The 23935-nt window shown below is 70.1% G+C and carries 17 protein-coding genes, 2 tRNA genes and 2 pseudogenes; 16 read left to right on the top strand and 5 right to left on the bottom strand.

From position 1 onward, the window contains the following. Window positions 1–126 precede the first annotated feature (126 nt). A complete protein-coding gene (locus AC1MBE_RS06000; protein WP_479781529.1) occupies window positions 127–1107 on the bottom strand; it encodes a DNA-3-methyladenine glycosylase family protein in 981 nt (326 codons plus the stop codon). Window positions 1108–1283: 176 nt separating this feature from the next. On the opposite strand from AC1MBE_RS06000, the gene AC1MBE_RS05995 reads away from it, so the two are divergent. Then, window positions 1284–1745 (top strand): VOC family protein, encoded by a 462-nt coding sequence (locus tag AC1MBE_RS05995; protein ID WP_479781527.1) that lies wholly within the window; start codon window positions 1284–1286, stop codon window positions 1743–1745. Window positions 1746–1752: 7 nt separating this feature from the next. Here the strand turns inward: AC1MBE_RS05995 and AC1MBE_RS05990 are convergent, their stop codons facing one another. Further along, window positions 1753–2886 carry an ArsB/NhaD family transporter gene (locus AC1MBE_RS05990; protein ID WP_479782495.1) on the bottom strand — a complete coding sequence of 378 codons (1134 nt, stop codon included), beginning with the start codon at window positions 2884–2886 and terminating at the stop codon, window positions 1753–1755. A 131-nt stretch (window positions 2887–3017) separates the two neighbouring features. Here AC1MBE_RS05990 and AC1MBE_RS05985 point away from each other — a divergent pair, with 131 nt between their 5' ends. The 5 genes and pseudogenes from AC1MBE_RS05985 to AC1MBE_RS05965 all read left to right on the top strand — a co-directional run bounded on the left by AC1MBE_RS05985 (window position 3018) and on the right by AC1MBE_RS05965 (window position 8092). Continuing rightward, window positions 3018–4403, top strand: a complete 1386-nt coding sequence (locus AC1MBE_RS05985) for a cystathionine beta-synthase (RefSeq protein ID WP_479781526.1) — start codon at window positions 3018–3020, stop codon at window positions 4401–4403. 17 nt (window positions 4404–4420) lie between these two features. Further along, a complete protein-coding gene (locus tag AC1MBE_RS05980) occupies window positions 4421–5611 on the top strand; it encodes a cystathionine gamma-synthase (RefSeq protein ID WP_479781524.1) in 1191 nt (396 codons plus the stop codon). Between the two features lie 6 nt (window positions 5612–5617). Further along, window positions 5618–6907 carry a glycosyltransferase 87 family protein gene (locus tag AC1MBE_RS05975; protein WP_479781522.1) on the top strand — a complete coding sequence of 430 codons (1290 nt, stop codon included), beginning with the start codon at window positions 5618–5620 and terminating at the stop codon, window positions 6905–6907. 107 nt (window positions 6908–7014) lie between these two features. Beyond that, a pseudogene (locus tag AC1MBE_RS05970) lies at window positions 7015–7260 on the top strand (MFS transporter); the annotation flags it as partial. Between the two features lie 40 nt (window positions 7261–7300). Beyond that, the gene (locus AC1MBE_RS05965) at window positions 7301–8092 is read left to right on the top strand and encodes an SDR family oxidoreductase (protein ID WP_479781520.1); all 792 of its coding nucleotides are present in this window, start codon (window positions 7301–7303) and stop codon (window positions 8090–8092) included. 69 nt (window positions 8093–8161) lie between these two features. Here AC1MBE_RS05965 and AC1MBE_RS05960 read toward each other — a convergent pair whose 3' ends face one another. Next, window positions 8162–9349 (bottom strand): acyl-CoA dehydrogenase family protein, encoded by a 1188-nt coding sequence (locus tag AC1MBE_RS05960; RefSeq protein WP_479781518.1) that lies wholly within the window; start codon window positions 9347–9349, stop codon window positions 8162–8164. A 101-nt stretch (window positions 9350–9450) separates the two neighbouring features. Between AC1MBE_RS05960 and AC1MBE_RS05955 the strand changes: the two genes are divergently transcribed. From AC1MBE_RS05955 to AC1MBE_RS05930, 6 genes and pseudogenes are all read left to right on the top strand, one after another. Beyond that, window positions 9451–10104 (top strand): MOSC domain-containing protein, encoded by a 654-nt coding sequence (locus AC1MBE_RS05955; RefSeq protein ID WP_479781516.1) that lies wholly within the window; start codon window positions 9451–9453, stop codon window positions 10102–10104. A 394-nt stretch (window positions 10105–10498) separates the two neighbouring features. Continuing rightward, on the top strand, window positions 10499–12550 hold the full coding sequence (locus tag AC1MBE_RS05950) for a DEAD/DEAH box helicase (RefSeq protein ID WP_479781514.1): 2052 nt from the start codon (window positions 10499–10501) through the stop codon (window positions 12548–12550). Window positions 12551–12792: 242 nt separating this feature from the next. Further along, window positions 12793–12864, top strand: a tRNA-Thr gene (locus tag AC1MBE_RS05945). A gap of 62 nt (window positions 12865–12926) precedes the next feature. Beyond that, window positions 12927–13003: transfer RNA gene (locus AC1MBE_RS05940), tRNA-Met, on the top strand. 85 nt (window positions 13004–13088) lie between these two features. After that, window positions 13089–13748 carry an SDR family oxidoreductase gene (locus AC1MBE_RS05935; RefSeq protein WP_479781512.1) on the top strand — a complete coding sequence of 220 codons (660 nt, stop codon included), beginning with the start codon at window positions 13089–13091 and terminating at the stop codon, window positions 13746–13748. Window positions 13749–13841: 93 nt separating this feature from the next. After that, window positions 13842–15064: pseudogene (locus tag AC1MBE_RS05930) on the top strand (cation:proton antiporter domain-containing protein). 46 nt (window positions 15065–15110) lie between these two features. On the opposite strand, the gene AC1MBE_RS05925 reads toward AC1MBE_RS05930, so the two are convergent. After that, a complete protein-coding gene (locus tag AC1MBE_RS05925; RefSeq protein ID WP_479781510.1) occupies window positions 15111–17759 on the bottom strand; it encodes an LGFP repeat-containing protein in 2649 nt (882 codons plus the stop codon). Between the two features lie 204 nt (window positions 17760–17963). Next, window positions 17964–19190: an ROK family protein gene (locus AC1MBE_RS05920; protein WP_479781508.1), complete on the bottom strand. Its 1227-nt coding sequence runs from the start codon at window positions 19188–19190 to the stop codon at window positions 17964–17966. Window positions 19191–19248: 58 nt separating this feature from the next. Here AC1MBE_RS05920 and AC1MBE_RS05915 point away from each other — a divergent pair, with 58 nt between their 5' ends. The 4 genes from AC1MBE_RS05915 to AC1MBE_RS05900 all read left to right on the top strand — a co-directional run bounded on the left by AC1MBE_RS05915 (window position 19249) and on the right by AC1MBE_RS05900 (window position 23930). Continuing rightward, window positions 19249–20955, top strand: a complete 1707-nt coding sequence (locus AC1MBE_RS05915; protein ID WP_479781506.1) for a glycoside hydrolase family 13 protein — start codon at window positions 19249–19251, stop codon at window positions 20953–20955. A 68-nt stretch (window positions 20956–21023) separates the two neighbouring features. Beyond that, window positions 21024–21974 (top strand): aldo/keto reductase, encoded by a 951-nt coding sequence (locus tag AC1MBE_RS05910; RefSeq protein WP_479782494.1) that lies wholly within the window; start codon window positions 21024–21026, stop codon window positions 21972–21974. 107 nt (window positions 21975–22081) lie between these two features. Next, window positions 22082–22945, top strand: a complete 864-nt coding sequence (locus tag AC1MBE_RS05905; RefSeq protein ID WP_479781504.1) for an HpcH/HpaI aldolase/citrate lyase family protein — start codon at window positions 22082–22084, stop codon at window positions 22943–22945. Between the two features lie 34 nt (window positions 22946–22979). Further along, a complete protein-coding gene (locus AC1MBE_RS05900) occupies window positions 22980–23930 on the top strand; it encodes a DUF2797 domain-containing protein (RefSeq protein ID WP_479781502.1) in 951 nt (316 codons plus the stop codon). Window positions 23931–23935 lie beyond the last annotated feature (5 nt).

The raw sequence follows: 23935 nt of genomic DNA, 5'->3' as shown, positions 1-23935 counted from the left end.
GGTGGCACCGTCCGGGGGAACTTTGGAGGCAATCCGCGACGTCGGCGGTCTGCTTGCCGGCGTGTCCGCGCCAAAGTGCCCCCGGACTGCGGCCCGGCCCGGTTTCCGTGGAGCGCTGACGCGGGGTCAGTGCGCGCGGTGGTCCTGGATGGTCATCCGCGGGCCGAAGACCGGCTTCCGGAATCCGCTGAGGCCGATCATCCGGACCACCCGCTGGCGGTGGCCGGCCCAGGGTGCCAGCAGCCGCAGCATGCCGGCGTCGTCCGTCCGCCGCCCGGTCAGCGCCGCGCCGACGTACGCCGCCAGATGGTAGTCGCCCACCGCGATCGAGTCCGGACAGCCGTGCGTGCGCTGCACCACCTCGGCCGCCGACCAGATGCCGATCCCGGGAAGGGTCTGCAGCTTCGCGGCGGCTTCGGCCGCCGGCAGCGCCGCCAGCCGTTCCAGCGCGACGGCGGAGCGCAGCGCCCGCATGACGGTGTCCGAGCGCTGCGGGCCGACCCCGGCCTTGTGCCATTCCCAGGACGGGATCCGCAGCCACTGCTCGGGCGTGGGCTGGACCATGAGGTTGGCGGGGGCGACGGTGCCGGCGCCGGGCGCCGCGGTTCCGAAGCGGTACACCAGGTAGCGGTAGCCGCGGCGCGCTTCGATCACCGTGACCTTCTGCTCGAGGACCGTAGGCACGAGCGCGTCGATCATCCGGCCGGTGGCCGGCAGCCGGACAGCGGGGTTCCGGCGCCGGGCGTCCACCACGATCCGGGGGAGCGTGGCGTGGAACGCCGGTTCGTCGAAGGCTGACCAGTCGTCGTCGCGTCCCAGCAGGCGCGGCACGGCCCCGACAGCTTCGGCCGCCCCGGGTCCCCAGGCGCGCGCGTCGACCCACGGCGCGGCCGCCGGACCGGCGGGGCACAGACGCAGCGAGGCCGGACCGGCCGGCGTCGTGAACGCCATCCAGAAGCCGTCGGGGGCGACCCGGATGGAGGGATCGCCGTGGCCGCGGCGGAGCGTGCCGAGGGTCTGCGTCAGGTCGAAGGGGCCGTCCGGGTGCCACCGGAGCGAGGCGTCCGCCGCGGCGGGCGCGCCGGCGGGGAGCTCTGCGGTGGTCATCCGAACATGTTCCCACGCCGGGCCGACGGCGGGCACATCCGGGACCGCCCTCGGCGGCGGGGCCCTGCGGACCCGATGGCCCTTATCCGGGGCCCCGTACGGGACTAGACTCCGGCTGTGGCGCGGGTTCCCGTGCCGTCCCCGGGAGCGGATCCCTTGAAGGTCAGGAGAGTGTGATGGCTGGTGGAGTGGTGCATTTCGAGCTTCCCGCGGATGACGAGAACCGCGCCCGGGAGTTCTACAGTGCGGTGTTCGGCTGGGGTTTCCAGGTCATGCCGGAGATGGAATACAGCCTGGCGCTGACCACCCCGATGGACGAGCACGGCCGGCCCGCGGTCTCCGGGTCCATCAACGGCGGCCTGTTCCGCCGCGGCGACCTCACGGCCCCGGTGGTGACGGTCGACGTCGACGACATCGACGAGGTGCTGGCGCAGATCGCGGCCCGGGGTGGTTCGGTCCACCGCGGCAAGATGGAGGTGCCGGGGTCCGGGTGGAACGCGTACTTCAAGGACACCGAGGGCAACGTCGTGGGGCTCTGGCAGAACGCGGCCCCGGCGGACCCGGCGGCAGCCGGCGGGACCGCCCGTGAGGCAGCCGGCGACGCCGGCGCAACCGCCGGGAACGACCTGGGGGCCTGACGCGCGTTCAGTGCATGCCGCTAGTCAGCCAGAGGGCCACGACCGCCAGGGGGACCGTGAGGGCGACGGCGGCGACGCCCGCCAAGGCGAAGCCGCCCCAGCGGATCTCGACGTTGAGGGCCCGCAGGCGTTCGTGCCAGAGCAGGGTCGCCAGCGAGGCCCAGGGCGTGATCAGCGGGCCGAGGTTGACGCCGATCAGCAGGGCCGCAAGCCGTACCGGCGAACCGCCCACCGGTTCCAGGGCGAGGTAGGCCGGCAGGTTGTTGACTGCGTTCGACGCGCCCGCGCCCAGCCCGGCCAGCTGCAGCAGCGCCGGCAGGCTGTCCCCGGACCCGGCGACCCGGCCCACGACGCCCGCCAGGCCGTTGGCGTGCAGCGCCTCCACCACCATGAACAGGCCGACCGTGAGCATCAGCGGCCGCCACGGAATCATGGACCAGCGCAAGGCCGAGCGGCGGCGCCACAGGAACAAGACCAAGAGAACCGCGGCGGCGGCCGCGGCGGGAAGGTAGACCGGGATCCCGGAGACCAGCGCCGGCAGCAGGAGCAGCATCACGCCGGCCGAGGCATAGAGCAGGACCCGGTCCCGCACCCGGTGGACCGGCTGCGGGCCGTAACCGCCCCGCAGATCCTTCCGGAAGGCCAGCCACAGCAACGCCAGCGGGACCAGGATTCCCGCCAGCGCGGGGGCCCAGACCAGCGAGGCGAACGCGGCCGGGCTGAGGCCCAGCCGGGACTGGGCCAGCAGGTTGGTCAGATTGGACACGGGCAGCAGCAGCGACGCCGTGTTCGCGAGCCAGATGGTGGTCAGGGCGAAGGGCAGCGGCGGGATCCGGGCGTGGACCGCCAGCAGCACGACGACGGGGGTGACCAGCACTGCCGTCGTGTCCAGCGACAGGAACACGGTGGAGACGGTGGCCAGGGCGATCACCAGCAGCCAGAGCAGCAGCACGCGGCCCCGGCCCAGCGCGGCCAGGCGGTCCGTGACCGCCCGGAACAGCCCGGCGTCGTCCACCAGTTCGGTCACCAGAGACATCGCCACCACAAAGCCCAGCACGGGCACCGTGCGGCCGGTGAGTTCCTCGAAGGCGGGCCACGGCAGCAGTCCGGTGCCCAGCGCCGCGCCCCCGGCCAGCAGCATGCCGCCGGGGACCAAGTAGCTCCTGAGCGTCTTCCACCAGGTCCTTCGTTTCACCGCCCAATCGTCGCACCCGCACGGCGGCGGCGGCGACGCGACGTGCCCGCGGCCCCGCAGACGGTAACTTTGTATCTATGAAGTACGCCCAGTCCGTCCTGGACCTCATCGGCAACACGCCGCTCGTCAAACTCAACCACGTGACCGACGGCATCGCCGCCACGGTCCTGGTCAAGCTGGAATACCTGAACCCCGGCGGGTCCATCAAGGACCGCATCGCCGCCAGGATGATCGAGGATGCGGAGCGCAGCGGCAAGCTCCAGCCCGGTGGGACCATCGTGGAGCCCACCTCCGGCAACACCGGGGTGGGCCTGGCCCTCGTGGCGCAGCAGAAGGGGTACCGCTGCATCTTCGTGGTCCCGGACAAGGTCGGTGAGGACAAACGCGCCGTGCTGCAGGCCTACGGCGCCGAAGTTGTGGTGACGCCCACCGCCGTCGCCCCGGACAGCCCGCAAAGCTACTACGGCGTCTCGGACCGGCTGGTCACCGAAATCGCCGGCGCCTACAAGCCGGACCAGTTCTCCAACCCGGCCGCCCCGGCCAGCCACTACGAGTCCACCGGCCCGGAAATCTGGCGCGACACGGACGGCAGGATCACGCACTGCGTGATCGGCGCCGGCACCGGCGGCACCATCACCGGCACCGGCCGGTATCTCAAGGAAGTCTCCGCGGACCGGGCCGAGGCCGACGGCGGCGTGGTCAAGATCATCGGCGCCGACCCTGCCGGCTCGGTCTACTCCGGCGGCACCGGCCGGCCGTATTTCGTTGAAGGGGTCGGCGAGGACATGTGGCCGGCCAACTACGACAAGGCCGTGCCCGACGACGTCATCGCCGTCAGCGACGCCGACTCCTTCGCCATGACCCGCCGGCTGGCCCGCGAAGAAGGCCTGCTGGTGGGCGGTTCCTCCGGCATGGCCGTCGTCGCCGCGCTGCAGGCGGCCCGGGACCTGCCCGCCGACGCCGTCGTCGTCGTGATCCTGCCCGACTCCGGCCGCGGTTACCTGGCGAAAATCTTCAACGACCAGTGGATGCGTTCCTACGGCTTCCTATCCGGCGGCGACGAGGCCTCGGTGGGGGAGGTGCTCAAAGCCAAGACCGGCGAACTCCCCGACCTGGTGCACATCCACCCGAACGAGTCCGTCCGCGATGTCATCAACATCATGAACGAGTACGGCGTCTCGCACATCCCGGTGCTGTCCCAGGAGCCGCCGGTGGTGATGGGCGAGGTGCTCGGGGCCGTCGACGAACGCACCCTGACCGCCAAGCTCTTCCGCGGCGAGGCGAACCTCACCGACAAGATCTCCGAACACATGGAGGCGCGGCTGCCGGTGATCGGTTCGCTCGAATCGATCTCGACGGCCCGCGAACTCCTCTCCGACACCGACACCCTGATGGTGACGTTCGTCGGCGCTCCGGTGGGGATCCTGACCCGCCACGACCTCCTCGCCTACCTCAGCAACTGACCAGTACAAGGAGTCCCATGTCCCAGCCAGAAAGCTCTTCCGCGGCCCAGGCCGGCTTCAACACCCGCGCCGTGCACGCCGGCCAGGCCTTCGAGCCGCGCACCGGCGCCGTGGTGCCCCCGGTCCACTTCTCCTCCACCTACGCGCAGGACGGGATCGGCGGCCTCCGGGCCGGCTATGAATACGGCCGCGGCACCAACCCCACCCGCGACGCCCTGCAGGAACAGCTCGCCGCGCTGGAGGGCGGCGCCGCGGCGTTCTCCTTCAGCTCCGGCCTGGCCGCCGAGGACTCGATGATCCGCGCCCTCACCCGGCCCGGGGACCACATTGTGCTCGGCAACGACGCCTACGGCGGGACGTACCGGCTGATCAGCCGCGTCCTGGGCGAGTGGGGGATCGGCAACACCCCGGTGGACATGTCCAACCTTGACGCCGTCGCCAAGGCCGTCGCGGCCGGCGGCAAGACCCGGCTGGTCTGGGTGGAAACGCCGTCGAACCCGATGATGAAAATCACCGACATCGCTGCGCTCGCCGCGGTGGCGCACGACGCCGGTGCCCTCCTCGTGGTGGACAACACCTTCGCCTCGCCCTACCTGCAGAACCCGCTGGCCCTGGGCGCCGACGTCGTGGTGCACTCCACCACCAAGTACATCGGCGGGCACTCCGACGTCGTCGGCGGCGCGATCATCGTCAACGACCCGGAGCTGGCCGAGAAGATCGGCTTCGTGCAGTTCGCCGTCGGCGCCGTGTCCGGGCCGATGGACGCCTTCCTCACCACCCGCGGACTGAAAACCCTCGGCGTGCGGATGGACCGGCACAGCGACAACGCCCAGGCCGTGGCCGAATGGCTGCTGCAGCGCCCCGAGGTGGAGGCCGTGCTGTACCCGGGCCTGCCCTCGCACCCGGGCCACGAGCTGGCGAAAAAGCAGATGAAGAAGTTCGGCGGGATGATTTCCGTGCAGTTCAAGGGCGGCGAGGCCGCGGCGCGCAAGGTCGCCGAATCCACCTCGGTCTTCACCCTGGCCGAATCCCTGGGCGGCATCGAATCGCTGATGAACTACCCCTCCGAGATGACGCACGCCTCGGTCAAGGGCACCGAACTGGCGGTCCCGGAAAACCTGATCCGGCTCTCCTGCGGCATCGAGGACGTCGAGGACCTGATCGCGGACCTCGAGCAGGCCTTCGGGCGCATTGAGACGGGCAGCTAGCCTCCGGTGACCGTCACATCCCGGGCAACCGGCTCCACCACCCGCGGCTGGGTCGCGACGGCGGCCGGCGCTGCCGCCGTCGTCGCCGCCCTGGTGGTGCTGTACTCGGCCTACATTCCGTTGCTGAACGACTTCGAGGTCTACTTCTACGGCGGAAACCGCGTGCTGCAGGCCGGTGAGACCGGGGTGAACGAGCTGTACGCGCCCCGGGACGGGCTGCCGTTCACCTACCCGCCGTTCGCCGCGCTGATCTTTGCCGCCATGGCGACGCTGGGCCAGAGCGCCGGCGGCGTCGTTTTTATTGCCACGGCCCTGCTCGGGGCTGCCGTCGTGTCCGCCTGGCTGACCCGGCACTACTTCGGGCTCGGCCGCTGGCGGGACGCAGCCGCGGACTGGCGGTTCCGGGCCGTGGCCCTGGCCGGCACCGCGGCAATCCTGCTGATGGGCCCGTGGCGGGACACCTTCGACTTCGGCCAGATCAACATCGTCCTGATGGGGCTGATCCTGGCCGACTTTGCACTCTACGGAAAATCCCGGACGGGGGAGTTCCGTTGGCCGGCGGGCCTGCTGATCGGACTGGCGGCCGGGATCAAGCTGACCCCGCTCGCCTTCGGTCTGTACTTCCTGGTCCGCCGCGACTTCAAGGCGCTCGGCTGGATGGCCGCAGGGTTCTTCGGCTCGATCGCGCTGGCCTGGGCCATGCTGCCCACCGCCTCGCTCACGTTCTGGACCAGGATCCTGCCGGACACCGGACGGATCGGCGGCCCGGGCTACGTGGACAACCTCTCGGTCAAGGGCCTGCTGCTGCACCTTGGACTGCCGGATTCGTCCCTGACGTCGGTGGTGTGGCTGGTGCTCTCGCTCGGCCTGGCCGCCGTGGCCGCGCTCGTGATCAAGTGGGCCGTCGACGCGGAGGAGAACTTCGTCGCCGTGTCCGCCACTGCCTTGCTGATGCTGCTGATCAGCCCGGTGTCCTGGTCCCACCACTGGGTCTGGATGGCCGTGGCGCTGCCCTGCATGGGCTTCGCCATCCACCGCGTGCCCTCGCGCAACGGCAGGATGCGGCTGGCCGGCTGGATAATCGTCGCCGCGTCCGCCGTCGCCTTCTACCTGACGCCCAAGTACCTCGCGGTGATGGCCGGGGCCCACGAGTGGGGCAAGGATCCGCACACGCAGTGGCAGCTCACCGTCGCGAGCCTGGGCGTGGTCTGCGGGATCGCGATGCTGGTGTACTGGGCCCTGGCCTACCGGCCCTCCCGCGCAGCGCTACGGACGGACAGCCTGCCGGCCGCGTAGCTTCGCGCCCTTGTCGCCGCCGCCCCTTGACCGCGAGGTGACAGTTCGCGGCAATGTTGGCGGACAACACCGCCACGAGCTGTCATCTCGGCCGGAAGTGTAGCTTTCTGCTGCTGGGCGCGGAAGTCCAGCCCAGCATGATCGTGTTCGTGGTGATCTACGGCCTGGACTGGGTGGCCACCGTGCCGCCCACCGCCGCGGCAGCCTTGGCCGCCGGCGCCGTCCGCGATGCGACCGGCCAGTACACCTACGCCTGGTTTGCCGCCGCGGCCATGGGCACGATCGCCGCCGTGATCAGCGCGACGATCCGCAAGGACACCGGAAACAAAGCCCCCGTCCCGGTTCCGGCCTAGCCCGGCAGCTAGGCTGGGCCCCATGGTTTTCACTGCGCCCGTGCCAGATTCGCCAAACACGCCGGCTGCCGCCGCCCCGCCGGTGCAGCGCAAGACGGCCCTGGTCACCGGCGTCGGGCGGCTCGCCGGCATCGGCGCCGGCATTGCGCGGCGGCTCGCCGCCGACGGCTGGGACCTGGTACTCACCTACTGGCAGGATTACGACACCCGCATGCCCTGGGGCGTGCAGCCCGACGACGTCGAACGCCTCACCGCCGAGCTGCAGGCGACCGGCGCGGCCGTGGTGGCCGTCCCCGCCGACTTCGAGGATCCGCAGGCCGTGGACCGGCTGATGGCAGCGGTGGCGGACGACGCCGGCACCCTGCAGGGACTCGTGCTCAGTCACGCCGAATCCGTGGACGCCGGCATCCTGGACACCACCCTGGAGAGCTTTGAGCGACACTTTGCGGTTAACACCCGCGCCAGCTGGCAGCTGATTGCCGCGTTTGCCCGGCAGGCGCCGGCGGAGGGCGGCGCGATCGTGGCGCTGACCAGCGACCATACCGCGTTCAACCTGCCCTACGGCGCGTCCAAGGGGGCCCTGGACCGGATCGTGATTGCGGCGGCCCGGGAGCTGGGCCCGCGGGGGATCAGCGCCAACGTGCTCAACCCGGGCCCGGTGGACACCGGCTGGATGGACGCGCAGCTCCGCGAGGACCTGTCGCGCCAGCAGCCCGGCGGCCGGCTCGGCAACCCCGCGGACGTGGCCGGGACGGTGGCGTTCCTGCTCTCGCCCGAGGGCCGCTGGGTGTCCGGCCAGCTGGTCAAGGCCGACGGCGGCTTCTCCGCCTGAACCCCGGGTGGCGCGTCTTCGCACCCGCCCCGCCCCCGCCGAGGCCCGGCCGGCGTGGGTTCCGTGCCGCTAGCGGAAGGCGGCCAGCCCGGTGATGTGCTGGCCCAGGACCAGGGTGTGCACCTCGTCGGTGCCCTCATAGGTGCGCACCGACTCGAGGTTGGCGGCGTGCCGCAGCGGCGAATAGTCCAGCGTGATCCCGTTCCCGCCCAGGATGGTGCGGGCCTCGCGGGCAATCGCGATCGCCTCGCGCACGTTGTTCAGCTTGCCCAGCGAGATCTGTTCCGGCCGCAGCTTCCCGGCGTCCTTGAGCCGGCCCAGCTGCAGCGCCAGCAGGGTGCCCTTCTGGATTTCCAGCAGCATGTTCACCAGCTTCTCCTGGGTGAGCTGGTACCCCGCCAGCGGCTTGCCGAACTGCAGCCGCTGCTGCGAGTACTGCAGCGCGGCCTCGTAGGAGTCCCGGGCGGCACCCATCGCACCCCACGCGATCCCGTACCGTGCCTCGTTCAGGCAACTGAAGGGTCCGCGCAGCCCGCGGGCGGCCGGAAGCTGCGCCTCAGGGCCCAGCCGGACGCCGTCGAAGCTGACATCGCACTGGATGGAGGCGCGCATCGAGAGTTTCTGCCCGATCGGGGTGGCCGTGACCCCGGGGGTGCCGGCGGGGACCAGGAAGCCGCGCACACCGTCGTCGGTCATGGCCCACACCACCAGCACGTCGGCCACCGAGGCGAAGCCGATCCATCGCTTGGCCCCGTCCAGGATCCAGCCGGCGTCCTCGCCGGTGCCGTCGCGCCGGGCAAAGGTCTGCATGGCGGCCGGGTCCGAGCCGGCCGTCGGCTCGGTCAGGGCGAAGCAGCCGATCACTTCGCCCGCGGCCATCCGGGGGAGCCAGTGGAGCTTCTGCTCCTCCGAGCCCCACAGGTGGATGGCGGTCATGGCGAGGGATCCCTGCACCGAGACGAAGGTGCGGATGCCGGAATCGCCCGCCTCGAGTTCCATCGCGGCCAGTCCGTATTCGACGGCGGATCGGCCCGGGCAACCGTAGCCCTCCAGCTGCATGCCGAGCACCCCGAGCTCGCCCAGCTCGGCGGCCAGTTCAAGCGGGAAGACGCCGTCGTCGTACCACGCTGCGATGCCGGGCCGGATCCGCTGGCGGGTGAAATCGCGGACCCTTTCCCGGACCGCCAGCTCATCGGCGCTCAGCAGGGAATCGATCGCCAGGACATCGGATACGTCGGTTGCTCCAAGGCTGCTCATGGGAGCATCCTACGTTCCGGCCCGACGGCGGGCCCGGCGGGAGCGTCGACGGGCCGCCGCCGCCCCCCGCCGCCTCGGAGAGGCGGGCCTACACTGGTGCCATGAACACCGCATCCGTGCTTGCCGTCTGCCGGGTCCACCAGCTGCTCGGCGACGAGGGACGGCTGGGCGTGACCGCCATTGACAAGCGTCCCGTGGACGGGCCGGTGAAAGTCCACCGGCTGGGCCTCCGCGGTGACGTCCAGGCCGACCGGATGGACCACGGCGGCGAGGATCAGGCCCTGTACGCCTATTCCCAGTCCGACGCCGACTACTGGGCCGCGGAGCTCGGGCGTGACATTCCGCCGGGGTACTTCGGCGAGAACCTCCGGGTCGCCGGCCTCGATGCCACGAACGCGGTGATCGGCGAACGCTGGAAGATCGGGCTCGACGTCGAGGTGGAAGTCACCTCGCCCCGGCGGCCGTGCAGTACCTTCCAGCGCCGGATGGACGAACCCCACTGGGTGAAACGTTTCACCGAGGCCGGCCGGGTGGGCGCGTACCTGCGGGTGGTGCGGCTCGGCAGCATTCAGGCGGGGGACCACATCCACCGGCTCTACGTCCCGGCGCACGGGGTGACGGTCGGGAAATGGTTTTCCGACCCCACGGTCGAGGACATGGAGGCGCTGCGGGACGCCGACGCCGACGGCCTGATCCGGCTGCAACCGGAGTACCACCAGGAGTTCGCGAAGCTGCAGTCCCGGCAAGGGGAGTAGTCCGGGAACCCACGGCCGTGTGCGCAAGGTCACCGCCGCCGTCGGCCGCTGCGTTACCACCTGGGCCGCCACATGCCCTACACTTGAAATATCCCCCACTCCGGAAATCCCTTATTCCTGCCCAATTTTTGAGGCAGGACTGGCAAGTGTTGGGGCCCGCTACTGTGATGCGGGCATTTTCATAGGGAGAGCCGGCTAAAGAAAACGCTGTACAGACTGCTGGGATAGCAGCCAAGAGTTGCAGCGGGAAGTCCTGCCACGGGATTGCGAAAGCGCCGGACTTCTATGTGACCGGCCGGTCAATGTATGCCCGGCACCTTTGTGTCACGTGTACTGCGGCTCCGCTCACCTCGGGTTGTGCCGCCTGGCCCCTATGGATGAGGAAGATTCCCCTATGCCCGAAAATCAAGACAACTCCGTCGACACCGAAAACACCCAGGCCGACGTCGAGATCGCTGAAACGGCTGCCCCCGCAGCCGAAGTAACCGCCGCTGAGAAGCCCGCCGCTGAGAAGTCCGCCGACACGGCCGGCGACGACGAAACCGGCCTCCGCTTCGTCGACCTCGGCATCGACGGCCGCGTCCTCGCCGCCCTGCAGGACGTCGGCTACGAGAAGCCGTCCCCGATCCAGGCAGCCACCATCCCGGTGCTGCTCGAGGGCCGCGACGTCGTTGGCCTGGCCCAGACCGGCACCGGTAAGACTGCAGCATTCGCAGTACCGGCGCTGACCCGGCTGGCCGAACTCCACGACCTGAACGGCCCGTCCCGCAAGACGCAGGCACTGGTGCTGGCTCCGACCCGCGAGCTCGCGCTCCAGGTCGCCGAGGCCTTCACCTCCTACGCCAAGCACATTGACGACTTCACCGTCCTGCCGGTCTACGGCGGCTCCGCCTACGGCCCGCAGCTGGCCGGCCTGCGCCGCGGCGCCCAGGTTGTGGTCGGTACCCCCGGCCGCGTCATCGACCACATCGCCAAGGGCTCCCTGGACCTGTCCGAACTCCAGTACCTCGTGCTGGACGAGGCCGACGAGATGCTGCGGATGGGCTTCGCCGACGACGTGGAGCAGATCTTCCAGCAGACCCCCGAGGGCCGCCAGGTTGCACTGTTCTCCGCCACCATGCCGAGCCAGATCCGCCGCCTCTCCAAGCAGTACCTGAACAACCCGGCCGAGATCCAGGTCAAGTCCAAGACCACCACCGGCGCCAACACCCGCCAGCGGTACCTGCAGGTCATGGGCCCGCACAAGCTCGATGCGCTGACCCGCATCCTCGAGGTCGAAGAGTTCGACGGCGTCATCGCGTTCGTCCGCACCAAGATGGCCACCGAGGACCTGGCCGACAAGCTGCGCGCCCGTGGTTTCCAGGCCGCCGCCATCAACGGCGACATCCCGCAGCAGCAGCGTGAGCGCACGGTTGAGGCCCTGAAGGAGGGCCGGATCGATATCCTCGTCGCCACCGACGTCGCCGCCCGCGGCCTGGACGTCGAGCGCATCAGCCACGTGATCAACTACGACATCCCGCACGACACCGAGTCCTACGTGCACCGCATCGGCCGCACCGGCCGCGCGGGCCGCTCCGGCGACGCCGTGCTGTTCATGACGCCGCGGGAAAAGTACCTGCTGCGTTCCATCGAGAAGGCCACCCGCCAGCCGGTGGAGCAGATGCACCTGCCCACCGCGGAGACGGTCAACACCCTGCGCCTGGGCAAGTTCGCGGAGAAGATCACCGAGACCCTCGAGTCCGAGGACGTCTCGGCGTTCCGTGACCTGATCGCCTCCTACGAGGAAGAGCACAACGTTCCGGCCGCCGAGATTGCCGCAGCACTGGCCGTCATGGCGCAGGGCGGCCAGCCGCTCCTGGTCAAGGAACTGCCGGCCGCTCCGGAATTCCAGAAGCGCGAGCGCTCCAAGGACGGCTTCGGCTCCCGTGGGCCGACCCGCACCCTGACCGAGGGCAACGCCACCTACCGGATCGCCGTCGGACGCCGCCAGCGCGTTATGCCGGGATCCATCGTGGGCGCCATTGCCAACGAGGGCGGTATCTCCTCGGCCCAGATCGGCGGCATCGACATCCGTTCGGACCACTCCCTGGTGGAGCTCCCGGCGGACCTGAGCCCCGATCAGCTGAAGGCCCTGTCCCGCACCCGGATCGGCGGCGAGCTGATCCACCTCGAGCTGGACAACGGCCGCAAGCCCTCCGGTGACCGCGGCGCCTACCAGGGCAACCGTGGTGGCGACCGCGGCGGGGACCGGGGCGGCTACTCCGGCGGCAGCGGCAACTTCAAGGGCAACGGCGGCTTCAAGCGCGAATTCCGCAAGAACGACGGCGAACGTTCCTCCGCTGACCGCGGCGGCCGCTCCTTCAGCGACCGCAACGAGCGCAGCGTCGGTACCGACACCCGCAAGCCCCGCACCGAAGGCGGCTTCAAGCCCCGGAACAAGTGGTAACCACTAGTTCCTAGGCAGTGCCAGGACGGGCCGGCTCACCTGAGCCGGCCCGTTCTGCGTTGGACCGGGCGGCCCCGGCGAGTTGGCTTCGTCACATCGGGTACGCGGCCGGCCCAGACACGCCTGCCGGGCCGCTCCAGAGCCCCTGGGATCCCCGGAATCGCGCGGGTTTCGGCGCCGGCAGCAGGGCTGGCCCGCCGATTTGTTGGGAGCCAAATCTTCCGGTAGAGTATTTACTCGTTGCCCCCCTAGCTCAGTGGTAGAGCGCGTTCTTGGTAAGAACGAGGTCACCGGATCGATTCCGGTGGGGGGCTCTGGATGAGGGCCTGTGTCAAGGCGGTTTTTGACCGGCTTGACGCAGGTTTTTCTCATTCGTGGCGGTGTAGCTCAGTTGGTTAGAGCGCACGACTCATAATCGTGAGGTCGGGAGATCGAGCCTCCCCACCGCTACCAGATAAGACCCCGCAGGCCCGGCCTGCGGGGTCCTTTTCGTCCTACCCCGGGTGCGGCGCCGGCGCGCTTGGGACAGAATGGGACGATGACGCGAATTGCAATCATCGGCGGCCACGGCAAAGTGGCTTTGGAACTGTCCGGCATCCTCTCGAAGGACGGAGCGGACGTAACGTCCATCATCCGCAACCCTGACCACCGCGACGACGTAGCGGCCACCGGGGCCACCCCGCTGGTCCTGGACGTGGAGAAGTCGACGACGGCGGAACTCGCCGCGGCCCTGCAGGGCCACGACGCCGTGGTCTGGTCCGCCGGTGCGGGCGGCGGCAGCCCCGAACGCACCTACGCCGTGGACCGGGACGCCGCCATCCGCTCCATGGACGCCGCAGGGGAGGCCGGCGTCCGGCGCTACGTCATGGTCTCCTACCTGGGCGCCGGGCCGGACCACGGCGTCCCGGCGGACAACAGCTTCCACGCCTACGCCGAGGCCAAGGCTGCCGCGGACGCCTACCTGCGCGGCAGCGGCCTGGAGTGGACCATCCTGGGCCCCGGATCCCTGACTGACGGACCCGGCAACGGGCTGCTCGACGTCGACCCCGCGGACACCTCTGACGGCACCGGCACCTCACGGTCCAACGTGGCCCTGGTCGCCGCAGCCGTGCTGGGCCTGCCCAAGACCGCCGGCCGGACGATCGAGTTCCGGGACGGGACGCTGCCGCTTGCCGCAGCCCTGGAAACCGTGAACTAGCACCGACGTACCAACGCCCCGATAGGGTGGCGGGGCGGCCGGAGCCTCAGGAACCGGCGCGGGGCCGCCGTAACCTGCGGGGAAAGTGAGCTCATGGACCAGTTGGCCCTCATCGTCGGACTACTTCTCGCCACCCTGGTGGCGGCGGGGGTGGGGGACCGGCTCCGCCTGCCGTACCGGTCTTGATGCTGGCCGTCGCCCTCGTGGTGGTCTCGACCGCCGTCGTTGCCGGCGCCGCCTGGCTGGTGATCCCGGGCATCGGGATTCCGGCGGCGATCGCACTCGGGGCCATGGTGGCGCCGCCGGACCCGGTGGCGGTGGATTCCATCGCCGGGCGGCTCCATATGCCCCGGCGCCTCATCACGGTCCTGCACTGGTGGCCCGCAGCGCCGTCACCCTGGTGGTCCCGTTTGCCGCCTACATCCTCGCCGAGGAGCTGCACGCCTCCGGCGTGATCGCCGTCGTCATCACCGCGCTGGAAATCAAGCGGCATTCGCGGCCGCAGGACGCGGCCGAACGGGTCACCCGCACGGCCTTCTGGGACGTGGTGGAACTGCTCGCCACCGGGCTGGCCTTCGGGCTGGTGGGTCTGGAGATCCGGCAGGTCATCCGCGAGGAAGGCACCGCCGTCTTCGGCATGGCCGGGACCGCCGCCGTCGTCTGCGTGCTGGTGTTCGCCGTCCGCTTCGGCTGGCTGGCGATGATGTCCGGGCTGGCACGGAGCAACAAGAACACCCTGCGTCCTACCTCGGCCAAGGAGGTACTGATCCTCTCCTGGTGCGGGATGCGCGGCCTGGCCACGCTGGCTGCTGGCCACCCTGGTGTTCCCGGGCCTGACGCTGCCGTGGCTGATGCGGACCCTGAAGACTTCGGAGGACGGTTCCGTGGAGCGGGACGCGGCCCGGCTGCTGGCTTCCCGCGCACAGCAGGCGGCCATCGCGGCGCTGAAGGACAACGAGCTGATGAAGGAACTGCCGCAGGAAAAGGTGGCCCTGGTCAAGGAGAAGATGACCCGGCTGCATGCCGAGCTGCTGGACGGCAGCCTGCGGAACGAGAGCGTGAACGAGAAGCGTAAACGCGGGCGGGAACTCGCCATTGCCGTGCAGACCATCGCCCTGGACGCAGCGCGGCAGGAGGTTGTGGCGGCCCGGAACGAACCCGACATGGACCCCGAAGTCGCCGACCGCGTGCTGCGTCAGCTGGATCTGCGCACCATGATCATGCTGAGTGACCTTGGGCCGGTGCCCGGGCGGCTGGCGCCGGTGACGCCAACCGCCGCGGGAATTTTGCCTTCGATGCCGTGCTTCCGCTTCTGATTCACCGAGCGGTGTTCGGCGTCCCAGCGCGGCCCCGGCGGGCCCGTCACTTGCGCGCGACAGCCACTCCGGTGGAGCTGTATGTCATGGATCCGCCTTCGAACGGTACCGTCCGGTAGCCGTTGTAAGCGACAGCGGCTCCGAGCGGATAGCCAAGTCCGCCGGCCTGCCAGCCTGCCTTCCGCCATGCGGTCCAGTACGGCTCGCCAACCATGTTGGCGCCGGTCGCGGCGGTGTAGTAGCTGTTGGCGCGTTCGAATGACTGGAAGCAGCCGCCTCCGTAGAGGCCGCACTTAACCGGCCCAGTGGGGTAGCCCACACCTTTTTGCCAGCCGGCGGCACGCCAAGAGTTCCAGTAGGCGCCGGTGACGGCGTGGGCGCCCGTCGTGGGGGTGTAGTAGACGTTGGCTTTCTGGAAGGGCTGGTAGCAGCCTCCGCCGTAGAGGCCACAACTTGGCTCTCCGGTGGGGTAGCCGATGCCCGCCTGCCAGCCGGCGTCCCGCCAGGCGTTCCAGTAGGCGCCGGTGACGGCGTGGGCGCCCGACGTGGCGGTGTAGTAGATGTTGGCTTTCTGGAAGGGCTGGTAGCAGCCCCCGCCGTAGAGCCCGCAGCTTGGCGCCCCCTTCGGGTAGCCGATTCCCTGCTGGAGTCCGGCTGCTGTCCAGGCGGCGGCGTAGGCGCCGGTCACGGCATGGGCGCCGGTCGAGCCGGTGTAGTAGACGTTGCCCTTCTGGAACGTCTGGGAGCAGCCTCCGCCATAGAGTCCACACTTGGGCGCACTGGTCGGGTAACCGATGCCGGCCTGCCAGCCAGCGGCCCTCCAAGCGTTCCAGTAGACGCCCGTGACAGCGTGCGCGCCCGATGACGGGGTGTAGTAGACGTTGCCCTTCTGGAAAGGCTGGTAGCAGCCTCCGCCGTAGAGGCCACAGCTTGGGGCCCCCTTGGGGTAGCCGATGCCGGCCTGCCAGCCGGCGTCCCTCCAAGCGTTCCAGTAGGCGCCGGTGACGGCGTGGGCGCCGGTGGAGCCGGTGTAGTAGATGTTGCCCTTTTGGAACGACTGGTAGCAGCCGCCCCCGTACAAGCCGCAAGTCTCGGTGCCGGTGGGGTAGCCGATGCCCTGCTGCCAGCCGGCTTCCTTCCAAGCGGTCATGTAAGAATTCTTGACCGCATGGGTCCCGACACCGGGGGTGCTGTAGACAACGCCGCGCTGGAAGGTCTGGTGGCACGTGGTCGAAGCCGCCGCGCCGAACGGGCAGATAACGCCGCTGGTGGAGTAGCCGAGGCTGTTCTCCCCGCCTGCCCGCAGCCAAGCATCGCGGAACGCCCCGGTGATGGCAGGGGGAGGGGTGATGGTGATGCCCGCTGATGTGGCCGATACAGAGTCGATCCGCACGCGCGTGCCGGCGTGGGTGGTGAACGTCTGCCCGGCCTGCCAGGCCTGGCTGGGGTTGTAATAGCCGGCGAAAGGTCGTGAGTCCGGCAGCAGGATCAGCGACGCAGCGCCCAGTTGCTGGACGACCTTGACGCCGCTGTTGAGGTAGACGGCCTTGGCGGTGTCGTAGCTGACCGGCAGCCGCAGTTCGAGGAAATACACTTCGCCGCTGACGCCGTCCCTGAACTTCACTGCCCGCCTTGCGGCGGTCCCGGCCCAGGCTGTCAGGGAAATTTTCTTCGCAGCGGTGAGGGTTCCGGCGTCGACGATTTCATCGCCGCGGCCGAAGCCGCCGTAGGCCCACAGGGTGGAGCTGATCGTGGGCTGGGACGTCTGGGAGACCCCCATCAGGTCCAGGCTGTCGCCGTATTCACGGACATAGCAGCTGCCGTCAGCGAACGTTCCGTCCGAATTCGTGGCGACATCCTGGGCGCCGCTGCCGCATTGGAGGCTGTTGGCGTGCATCAGGCCGAGCACGTGTCCGAACTCGTGCGTCAGGACGCTGTTGGTCAGCGACGCCGGGAGCGGCATGATGACCTTTCCGCTGGTGCCGTCGTAGCTCCAGCCGGCACCGTACGCGCCGTCGGAAAGGGTAGGCGTGGAGACGAAGACGACCAGGGCGGTGTAAGGGTTGGGTGTCCAGCCGAGCTCACGGGTGATCGTGGCCATCATGTCCGGGTAGCGCTGGCCGGAGGTGGCCTTGCTGGTGCGGCTCTCAACCTTGGTCACGGTCATCGACAACCGCCCGTTGGACATGGTCTTCCAGTAGTTGCTGCTGGTGCTGATGGAGGCTTTTGCCGCGTCCAGCGGGATGGTCGCCTTCCGGTCCGCCAGCTGGACCAGAACCAGGCGCACCTTGATGTCGCCGGAGCGGGCCAGCGAGTAGGACTCGGTGCTGAGCCGGGCGGCCCCGGCGGGCGCACCCTTCTTACCGGTCGGGGGCGGGTTTTCGAAGGTGTGCGCGATGATCGGCTCTACGCCGCCCTGCACCGGCAGCGACTCAATCGTCGTCAGCGAGGACCCGGCCGTGGCGGAGGGGCCCGGCGTCGGCTGGACAGCCGTCGCGACGGGAGCCGGGGCGGCAGTCGTGGGCGCCGGCGTTGGAGTCGCCGCCGGAGCCACTGGCGCCGTGGTGGCCGTGCCCGCGGTGGCCGTGCCCGTTGCGGCCGGCGTCGGCGCCGGCTCGGCGAAGGCGGGCGCTGTTCCGGTAGCTGGGACTGAGGCCAAGGCAAGGACAAGCGCGGCAAACAACGCAGTCTTCATCCGTAAAGAGTTCACGTTTAACTTTCATGAGACCGCCGCCCAGCCGAGGGGTCAGCTGAACGGCCGCAAGTGACCAGAGTGACGCCAGTCTACGGATGGGATCGCCCGATAGCAGCAAACCTGCGGGAAACTTTCGAGTTGGTAGCCAATCGTTGCCGAATCTTGAGCTACCCCTCATGCGCAAAACGGCGCCCCGCGGACGGGTCAGCCTGCCAGTTCCAGTTCCAGCGCGTTGGCTTCGACGAAGTCCAGGGCGTGCCGGATGGCGCCGACCGTCACAATCCGGTCGCCCAGCGGCGAGACGGTCACCCGCGGGGGAGTGGCGGTGAAGCGCGGCAGCGCGGCGTTGATGCCGGGCACCAGCGCGCCGGCCGAATCCGCGACGGCGCCGCCGATCACCACCTGCTCTGGGTTGATCAGGCTTGCAATCGCGGCGATCACACGGGCCATCCGCTCCGAGAGCCGGTCCAGGATGGCGAGGGCGGCGGGGTCACCGGCCGCGGCATCCTCGAACACGCGCCGGGCGCTGGCTGCGCCGCCGGCCGCCGGGCCGCCGTCCGCGGCCTGCCATTGCCGGGCCAGGCTGGCAATGCCGTCGCTGGACCCGACGCCATCGACCATGTCCAGGAAGCCCATCTCGCCGGCGCCGCCGCCGCCGTGCAGCAGCCGGCCGGACTCCAGCATGCCCGCGCCCAGGCGCTCGCCGGCCAGCAGCACAACGAGGTCGTCCACGCCGGCGCCGGATCCGCGCCAGCGTTCGCCGAGCGCGGCCAGGTTGGCGTCGTTCTCCAGCAGTACGGTCCAGCCGTGCAGGTCCAGCAGCGCCGAGCGGAGCCCGACGTCGAACAGGCTCCAGAAGTGCTGGGCGGAGAGCACGTTGCCGCGCCGGTCTACCGGCGCGGCAATCCCCGCGCCGACAGCCAGCACCTTGTCCGGGGTTTCACCGGCTGCCTCCAACGCCTGCCGGCAGGCCCGGTCCACCACGCTGATCCGCTCCGCGGCGGGGATGTCCGCGGCGCGGAAGCTGCCGCTGGCGCGGCCCAGGACAGTGCCCCGCAGGTCGGCGACCGCCGCAGTGGTGGTTGCGGCGCCGATGTCGAGGCCAAGGACGACGCCGGCCCGCGCCCGGAGTTCGAACCGCCGCGCGGGCCGGCCCTTCTGCGGACTCCCCGTGGCGGGGGCGTCCTTCCGGGGAGCGTCCAGTTCGCGGATCCAACCGCGCCGGATCAGATCCTCGCAGACGGCAATCACCGACGCCCGGGTCAGGCCGGTCCACGCCATCAGGTCCGTGCCGGTGGCCACCTCGGTGCCGCGGACGGCGGCCAGCACGGCCTGGGCGTTGACCCTGCGCAGCAGTTGGGGCGTGGCGGCTGCCTGCGGCTTCGGAATCTTGACCTCCCCGTGAACACGGACCCATAATTGAACCGGCAATAGATTTAGCTTGTATCTAAATTATCAGACACCGCACCCCAGCCCCGAAGGATTCACCTTGTCGAACACCGCCACGCTGGCCACCCTGTCCGGTTCCGACCTCGCCGCCGACCCCAACTGGTGGCGCCAGGCATCCGTGTACCAGATCTACCCGCGCAGCTTCGCCGACTCGAACGGCGACGGCCTCGGAGACATCAAGGGCATCACCGCCAGGGTCCCCTACCTGAAGGAACTTGGGATCGACGCCGTCTGGCTCTCCCCGTTCTACCCCTCCGCCCTCGCCGACGGCGGCTACGACGTCGACGACTACCGGGACGTCGACCCCAAGCTCGGCACGCTGGAGGACTTCGACGAGATGTCCGCTGCCCTGCACGCCGCCGGTATCAAACTGATCGCGGACATCGTCCCGAACCACTCCTCCAACCGCCACGTGTGGTTCCAGGAAGCCCTCGCGTCCCCCCGCGGCTCGGCCGCCCGCGACCGCTACATCTTCCGCGACGGGCTGGGCGAAAACGGCGAGATCCCGCCGTCGGACTGGGAATCCGTCTTCGGCGGCCCGGCCTGGGAACGCATCACCGAGCCGGACGGCACCCCCGGCCAGTGGTACATGCACATCTTCGCCAAGGAGCAGCCGGACCTGAACTGGTCCAACCGCGAGATCCGTGACGACTTCATCAAGACCCTGCGCTTCTGGTCCGACCGCGGCGTGGACGGTTTCCGCGTCGACGTTGCGCACGCCCTGACCAAGGACCTCACCGAGCCGCTGCTCTCCAAGGTCGAGCTGAGCGAGGCGGGAACCGGTGCTGACGGGCACGTTGACGGTTCGCACCCGTTCTGGGACCGCGACGAGGTGCACGAGATCTACGTCGAGTGGCGCGAGGTCTTCAACGAATACAACCCGCCGCGCACCGCCGTGGCGGAGGCGTGGGTACACGCCTCCCGCCGCGCCCGCTACGCCAGCCCGGAGGGCCTCGGCCAGGCGTTCAACTTCGACCTGCTGCAGGCCGACTTCGACGCCGACGAGTTCCGCGAAATCATCACCCGCAACCTCGCCGAGGCCACCGAGTCCGGCGCCTCCTCCACCTGGGTCTTCTCCAACCACGACGTCGTCCGGCACGCCACCCGCTACGGCCTGCCCAAGGGCGGCGGACGGCACGCCAAGGGCCAGGACGGCAAGGGCTGGCTGCTGGCCGGCGCCCCGCCCGAGGAACTCGACGTCGAACTGGGCCTGCGCCGTGCCCGCGCCGCGACCCTGCTGATGCTCGCGCTGCCCGGCTCCGCCTACCTGTACCAGGGTGAGGAGCTGGGCCTGCAGGAAGTCGCCGAGATCCCCGACGCCGAACGCCAGGACCCCACGTTCTTCCGCAACAAGGGCGTCGAGATCGGCCGCGATGGCTGCCGGGTGCCGCTGCCCTGGGCCCCGGAAGGTTCCTCCTTCGGATTCGGCGACGGCGGCGCCCACCTGCCGCAGCCGGCCTGGTTCAGCCGCTACGCCGTTGCCGCGCAGGACGGAGTCGAGGGTTCCACGCTGGAGTTCTACCGCAAGGCCCTGAAGCTCCGCCGTGAGCTGCAGACCTCGGAGGAACTGGAATGGCTGGAGACCGGCCGCACCGACGTGCTGCACTTCCGCCGCCACGGCGGCTGGCAGTCCGTGACCAACTTCGGGGACGACGCCGTCGAGCTCCCCGCCGGGGAGGTGCTGGTCAGCAGCGGTCCGCTGGACGGCCAGCTGCTCCCGGGCAACACCACCGTTTGGCTGCGGTGAGTTCCGCGTCCGGTGACTCCGCTGAGCCCGCCGGGCTGCCGGGAAACCCGGGGCGGCCCGGGCAGGAGCTGAACCCGACCCAGGAGTTAATCTATGGCTGCATGGGCCTGGGCGGCAGCTGGTCGGCGGAGCCGTACTCGTCCGCGCACGTGGACGAGGCGGCCGCCGCCGTCCAGGCCGCCCTGGACGCCGGCATCACCTTGTTCGACCACGCCGACATCTACCGCAGCGGCAAGGCCGAGGCGGTGTTTGGCGAGGTCCTGGCACGGACCCCGGGGCTGCGCGAGCGGATCCGGCTGCAGACCAAGTGCGGCATCCGCCTGGGCGAGCAGGGCCTCGAGGCGTTCTACGACCTGAGCCGGGACGGCATCCTGGACCGTGTCAACGAGAGCCTGGCCCGGCTGCAGACGGACTACGTGGACGTCCTGATGCTGCACCGCCCGGACCCGCTGCTGGACCCGGCCGAGGTGGCCTCCGCCGTTGGGCAGCTCATGGCCGAAGGCAAGATCCGCGCAGTGGGCGTCTCCAATATGTCGGCGCCGCAGATCGAACTGCTGCAGGACCGGCTTGAGGTGCCCGTGGTGGCCAACCAGCTGGAGATGAGCCTGTCCGCACGGGCCTGGCTGGAGAGCACCGTGCTGGTCAACCACGCCGAGGGGACGGACTACAGCTTCCCGCACGGCACCGTGGAGCACTGCGTCCGGCGCGGCATCACACTGCAGGCCTACGGGGCGCTGGCCCGCGGCCTGTACACGGGGGCGCCGGCGGCAGAGCCGAGCGCCGCCGAGCAGGCCACCGCGGCACTCGTGGCCGAGCTGGCGGCGGCGAAGGGCACCACGGGCGAGGCCGTGATCCTGGGCTGGCTGATGAAGCACCCGGCCGGCATCGCCCCCGTAATCGGCAGCGCAAAGCCGGAACGGATCCGGGCCTGCGCCGGCGCTGCCGAGGTCGCCGCGGCAATGAGCCGGGCCGAGTGGTACCGGCTCTGGATCACGGCCCGGGGCAGCAACATCCCCTAAGCCGCGGGCCCCGCCGGCGTGGTCCGGGGGTGATTTTGGTCGTATTGGTCGCCCCAAACAGGGGTCTTACTTGGCGGCGGGCGGCCCCGGGCGGCTAGCGTAGAGACATGACCTCTACCACCACCGCCGGGATTGTCCGGCCCCAGCGCAACGTTCCGGCCGAAATCGCCCGCTCCTGGCTGCTGGTCAACGCCATGAAGCCGGAACTCTTCGGACCGTCCGCGGAGTCCCGCGCGGACGCCATCATCCTGGACATCGAAGACGCGGTGGATCCTTCGCAGAAGGATGCTGCCCGCCAGCACGTTGTGGACTGGCTGACCGCCGGCGGCAACGCCTGGGTCCGGATCAACGACGCGACCAGCCCGTTCTGGGCCGATGACCTGGCGGGCCTGCGCGGCACCCCGGGGCTGCTGGGCGTGATGCTCGCCAAGACCGAGTCCGCGGACCAGGTCACCGAGAGCTACCACCGCATGGACGGAAAGACTCCGGTCATCCCGCTGGTGGAGTCCGCCGTCGGCATCGAGGAAGCCAACCACATCGCCAAGGCCCAGGGCGCGTTCCGGCTGGCGTTCGGCTCCGGCGACTTCCGCCGCGACACCGGCATGGCGGCCACCCCCGAAGCGATGGCCTACCCGCGGGCCAAGCTCGTCGTCGCCAGCCGCGTCGGCAACCTGCCCGGTCCCATTGACGGCCCCACGGTCGGCACCAACCACCCGATCCTGCGCGAGCAGACCGGCATCACGGTGATGATGGGCATGACCGGCAAGCTCTGCCTCGCGACCGACCAGACCAGCGTCATCAACGAGGTCATCAGCCCCACGCCGTCCGACGTCGCCTGGGCCACCGACTTCATGGCGGACTTCGAGGCCAGCGGCCGCGTCATCCGCGACGGCTCCGATCTGCCGCGCCTGGGCCGCGCCGAAAAGATCATGAAGCTCGCGGTAGCCTTTGGGGTGCAGCCGGCCCTGTAGCCGGCCCCGCAGCCCGCGCCAGCAAGGAGACCCCGTGACCGATACCCGTTATCTGGTCCACGGGGTCTTTTGGGATGGTCCGCAGACGGCCGCCCCGGTTGCCGGACCGCCTGGTGCTGGCCGCGCGGCCCTGCGCCTGCAGGACCCCGCGGGCGTCTTTACCGAGCTGGCGCTCGACGCCGGGACGCGGCTTGGCTTCCGGCTCGCCGCCCGGGAGAAGCGGTGCCTGGGCCACCACAAAGTGCACGGCCCCGCGGACCGGGACCATGTCAGCTGCCCGGACCGGGCCGAGGCGGCCCGGGGAAACCAATGCGGGCCGTGCTTCGCCGTCGACGATTCACGGCTGATCCATGACTTTCACCGCGGCGGCTACGTTCCGCCGGGGCTCCGCAGTTACCTGATGCAGCCGCACTGGCTCTACGTCGCGACCTTCGCCAACGGCGCCAGCAAGGTGGGCACCGCGGCGAACCTGCGCAAATGGCACCGGCTCGCGGAGCAGGGCGCCGTCGTGGCCCGCTACGTCGCCCGCGCCGGGGACGGCCGGGTGGTCCGGATCCTGGAGGACCTCGTCACGCGCGACGCCGGGCTGCCGCAACAGGTCCGCTCGGCGGCGAAGGCCGCCGGGCTCACCGCTCCGCGGCCCGCTGCCGGCCTGGACGAGCTGAACAGCCGGCTCGCGGCCGGGGTGCGGGACCTGCTGCGCGGAGCTGGCGTGGAAGGCTTCGAGGTCGTGGACGAACGGTGGCTGCGTCCCGCGCTGGCCGACGCGGCCTTCACCCCGGCCGCCCGGCACGCCTACCCGCATGACCTCGGCTCGGACGCCCACGGCTTCCGGATCGCGGCGCTGAGCGGCGGCGTCGCGCTGGCCCGGCTCGACGGCGCCGACCTTGACTTCGTCGTCAACCTCGGCGAGCTAAAGGCGCGGACCATCGAGCTGGGCGACCACCGCTCGGAGATCCCCGCCGTCCAGGAATCCATGTTCTGATCCCC

The organism is Arthrobacter sp. BG5 (genome assembly GCF_056680155.1).
Note: the sequence above shows the minus strand (reverse complement) of the source record. Positions and strands in the feature narration are given on the sequence as shown.

Excerpts from the sequence above, each read along its gene's own strand:
- AC1MBE_RS05905 (WP_479781504.1), top strand. The coding sequence starts at position 22,082 with ATGACCTCTACCACCACCGCCGGGATTGTCCGGCCCCAGCGCAACGTT.
- AC1MBE_RS06000 (WP_479781529.1), bottom strand. The coding sequence starts at position 1,107 with ATGACCACCGCAGAGCTCCCCGCCGGCGCGCCCGCCGCGGCGGACGCC.
- AC1MBE_RS05955 (WP_479781516.1), top strand. The coding sequence starts at position 9,451 with ATGAACACCGCATCCGTGCTTGCCGTCTGCCGGGTCCACCAGCTGCTC.
- AC1MBE_RS05950 (WP_479781514.1), top strand. The coding sequence starts at position 10,499 with ATGCCCGAAAATCAAGACAACTCCGTCGACACCGAAAACACCCAGGCC.
- AC1MBE_RS05995 (WP_479781527.1), top strand. The coding sequence starts at position 1,284 with ATGGCTGGTGGAGTGGTGCATTTCGAGCTTCCCGCGGATGACGAGAAC.
- AC1MBE_RS05925 (WP_479781510.1), bottom strand. The coding sequence starts at position 17,759 with ATGAAGACTGCGTTGTTTGCCGCGCTTGTCCTTGCCTTGGCCTCAGTC.
- AC1MBE_RS05980 (WP_479781524.1), top strand. The coding sequence starts at position 4,421 with ATGTCCCAGCCAGAAAGCTCTTCCGCGGCCCAGGCCGGCTTCAACACC.
- AC1MBE_RS05985 (WP_479781526.1), top strand. The coding sequence starts at position 3,018 with ATGAAGTACGCCCAGTCCGTCCTGGACCTCATCGGCAACACGCCGCTC.
- AC1MBE_RS05960 (WP_479781518.1), bottom strand. The coding sequence starts at position 9,349 with ATGAGCAGCCTTGGAGCAACCGACGTATCCGATGTCCTGGCGATCGAT.
- AC1MBE_RS05935 (WP_479781512.1), top strand. The coding sequence starts at position 13,089 with ATGACGCGAATTGCAATCATCGGCGGCCACGGCAAAGTGGCTTTGGAA.
- AC1MBE_RS05990 (WP_479782495.1), bottom strand. The coding sequence starts at position 2,886 with ATGCTGCTGGCCGGGGGCGCGGCGCTGGGCACCGGACTGCTGCCGTGG.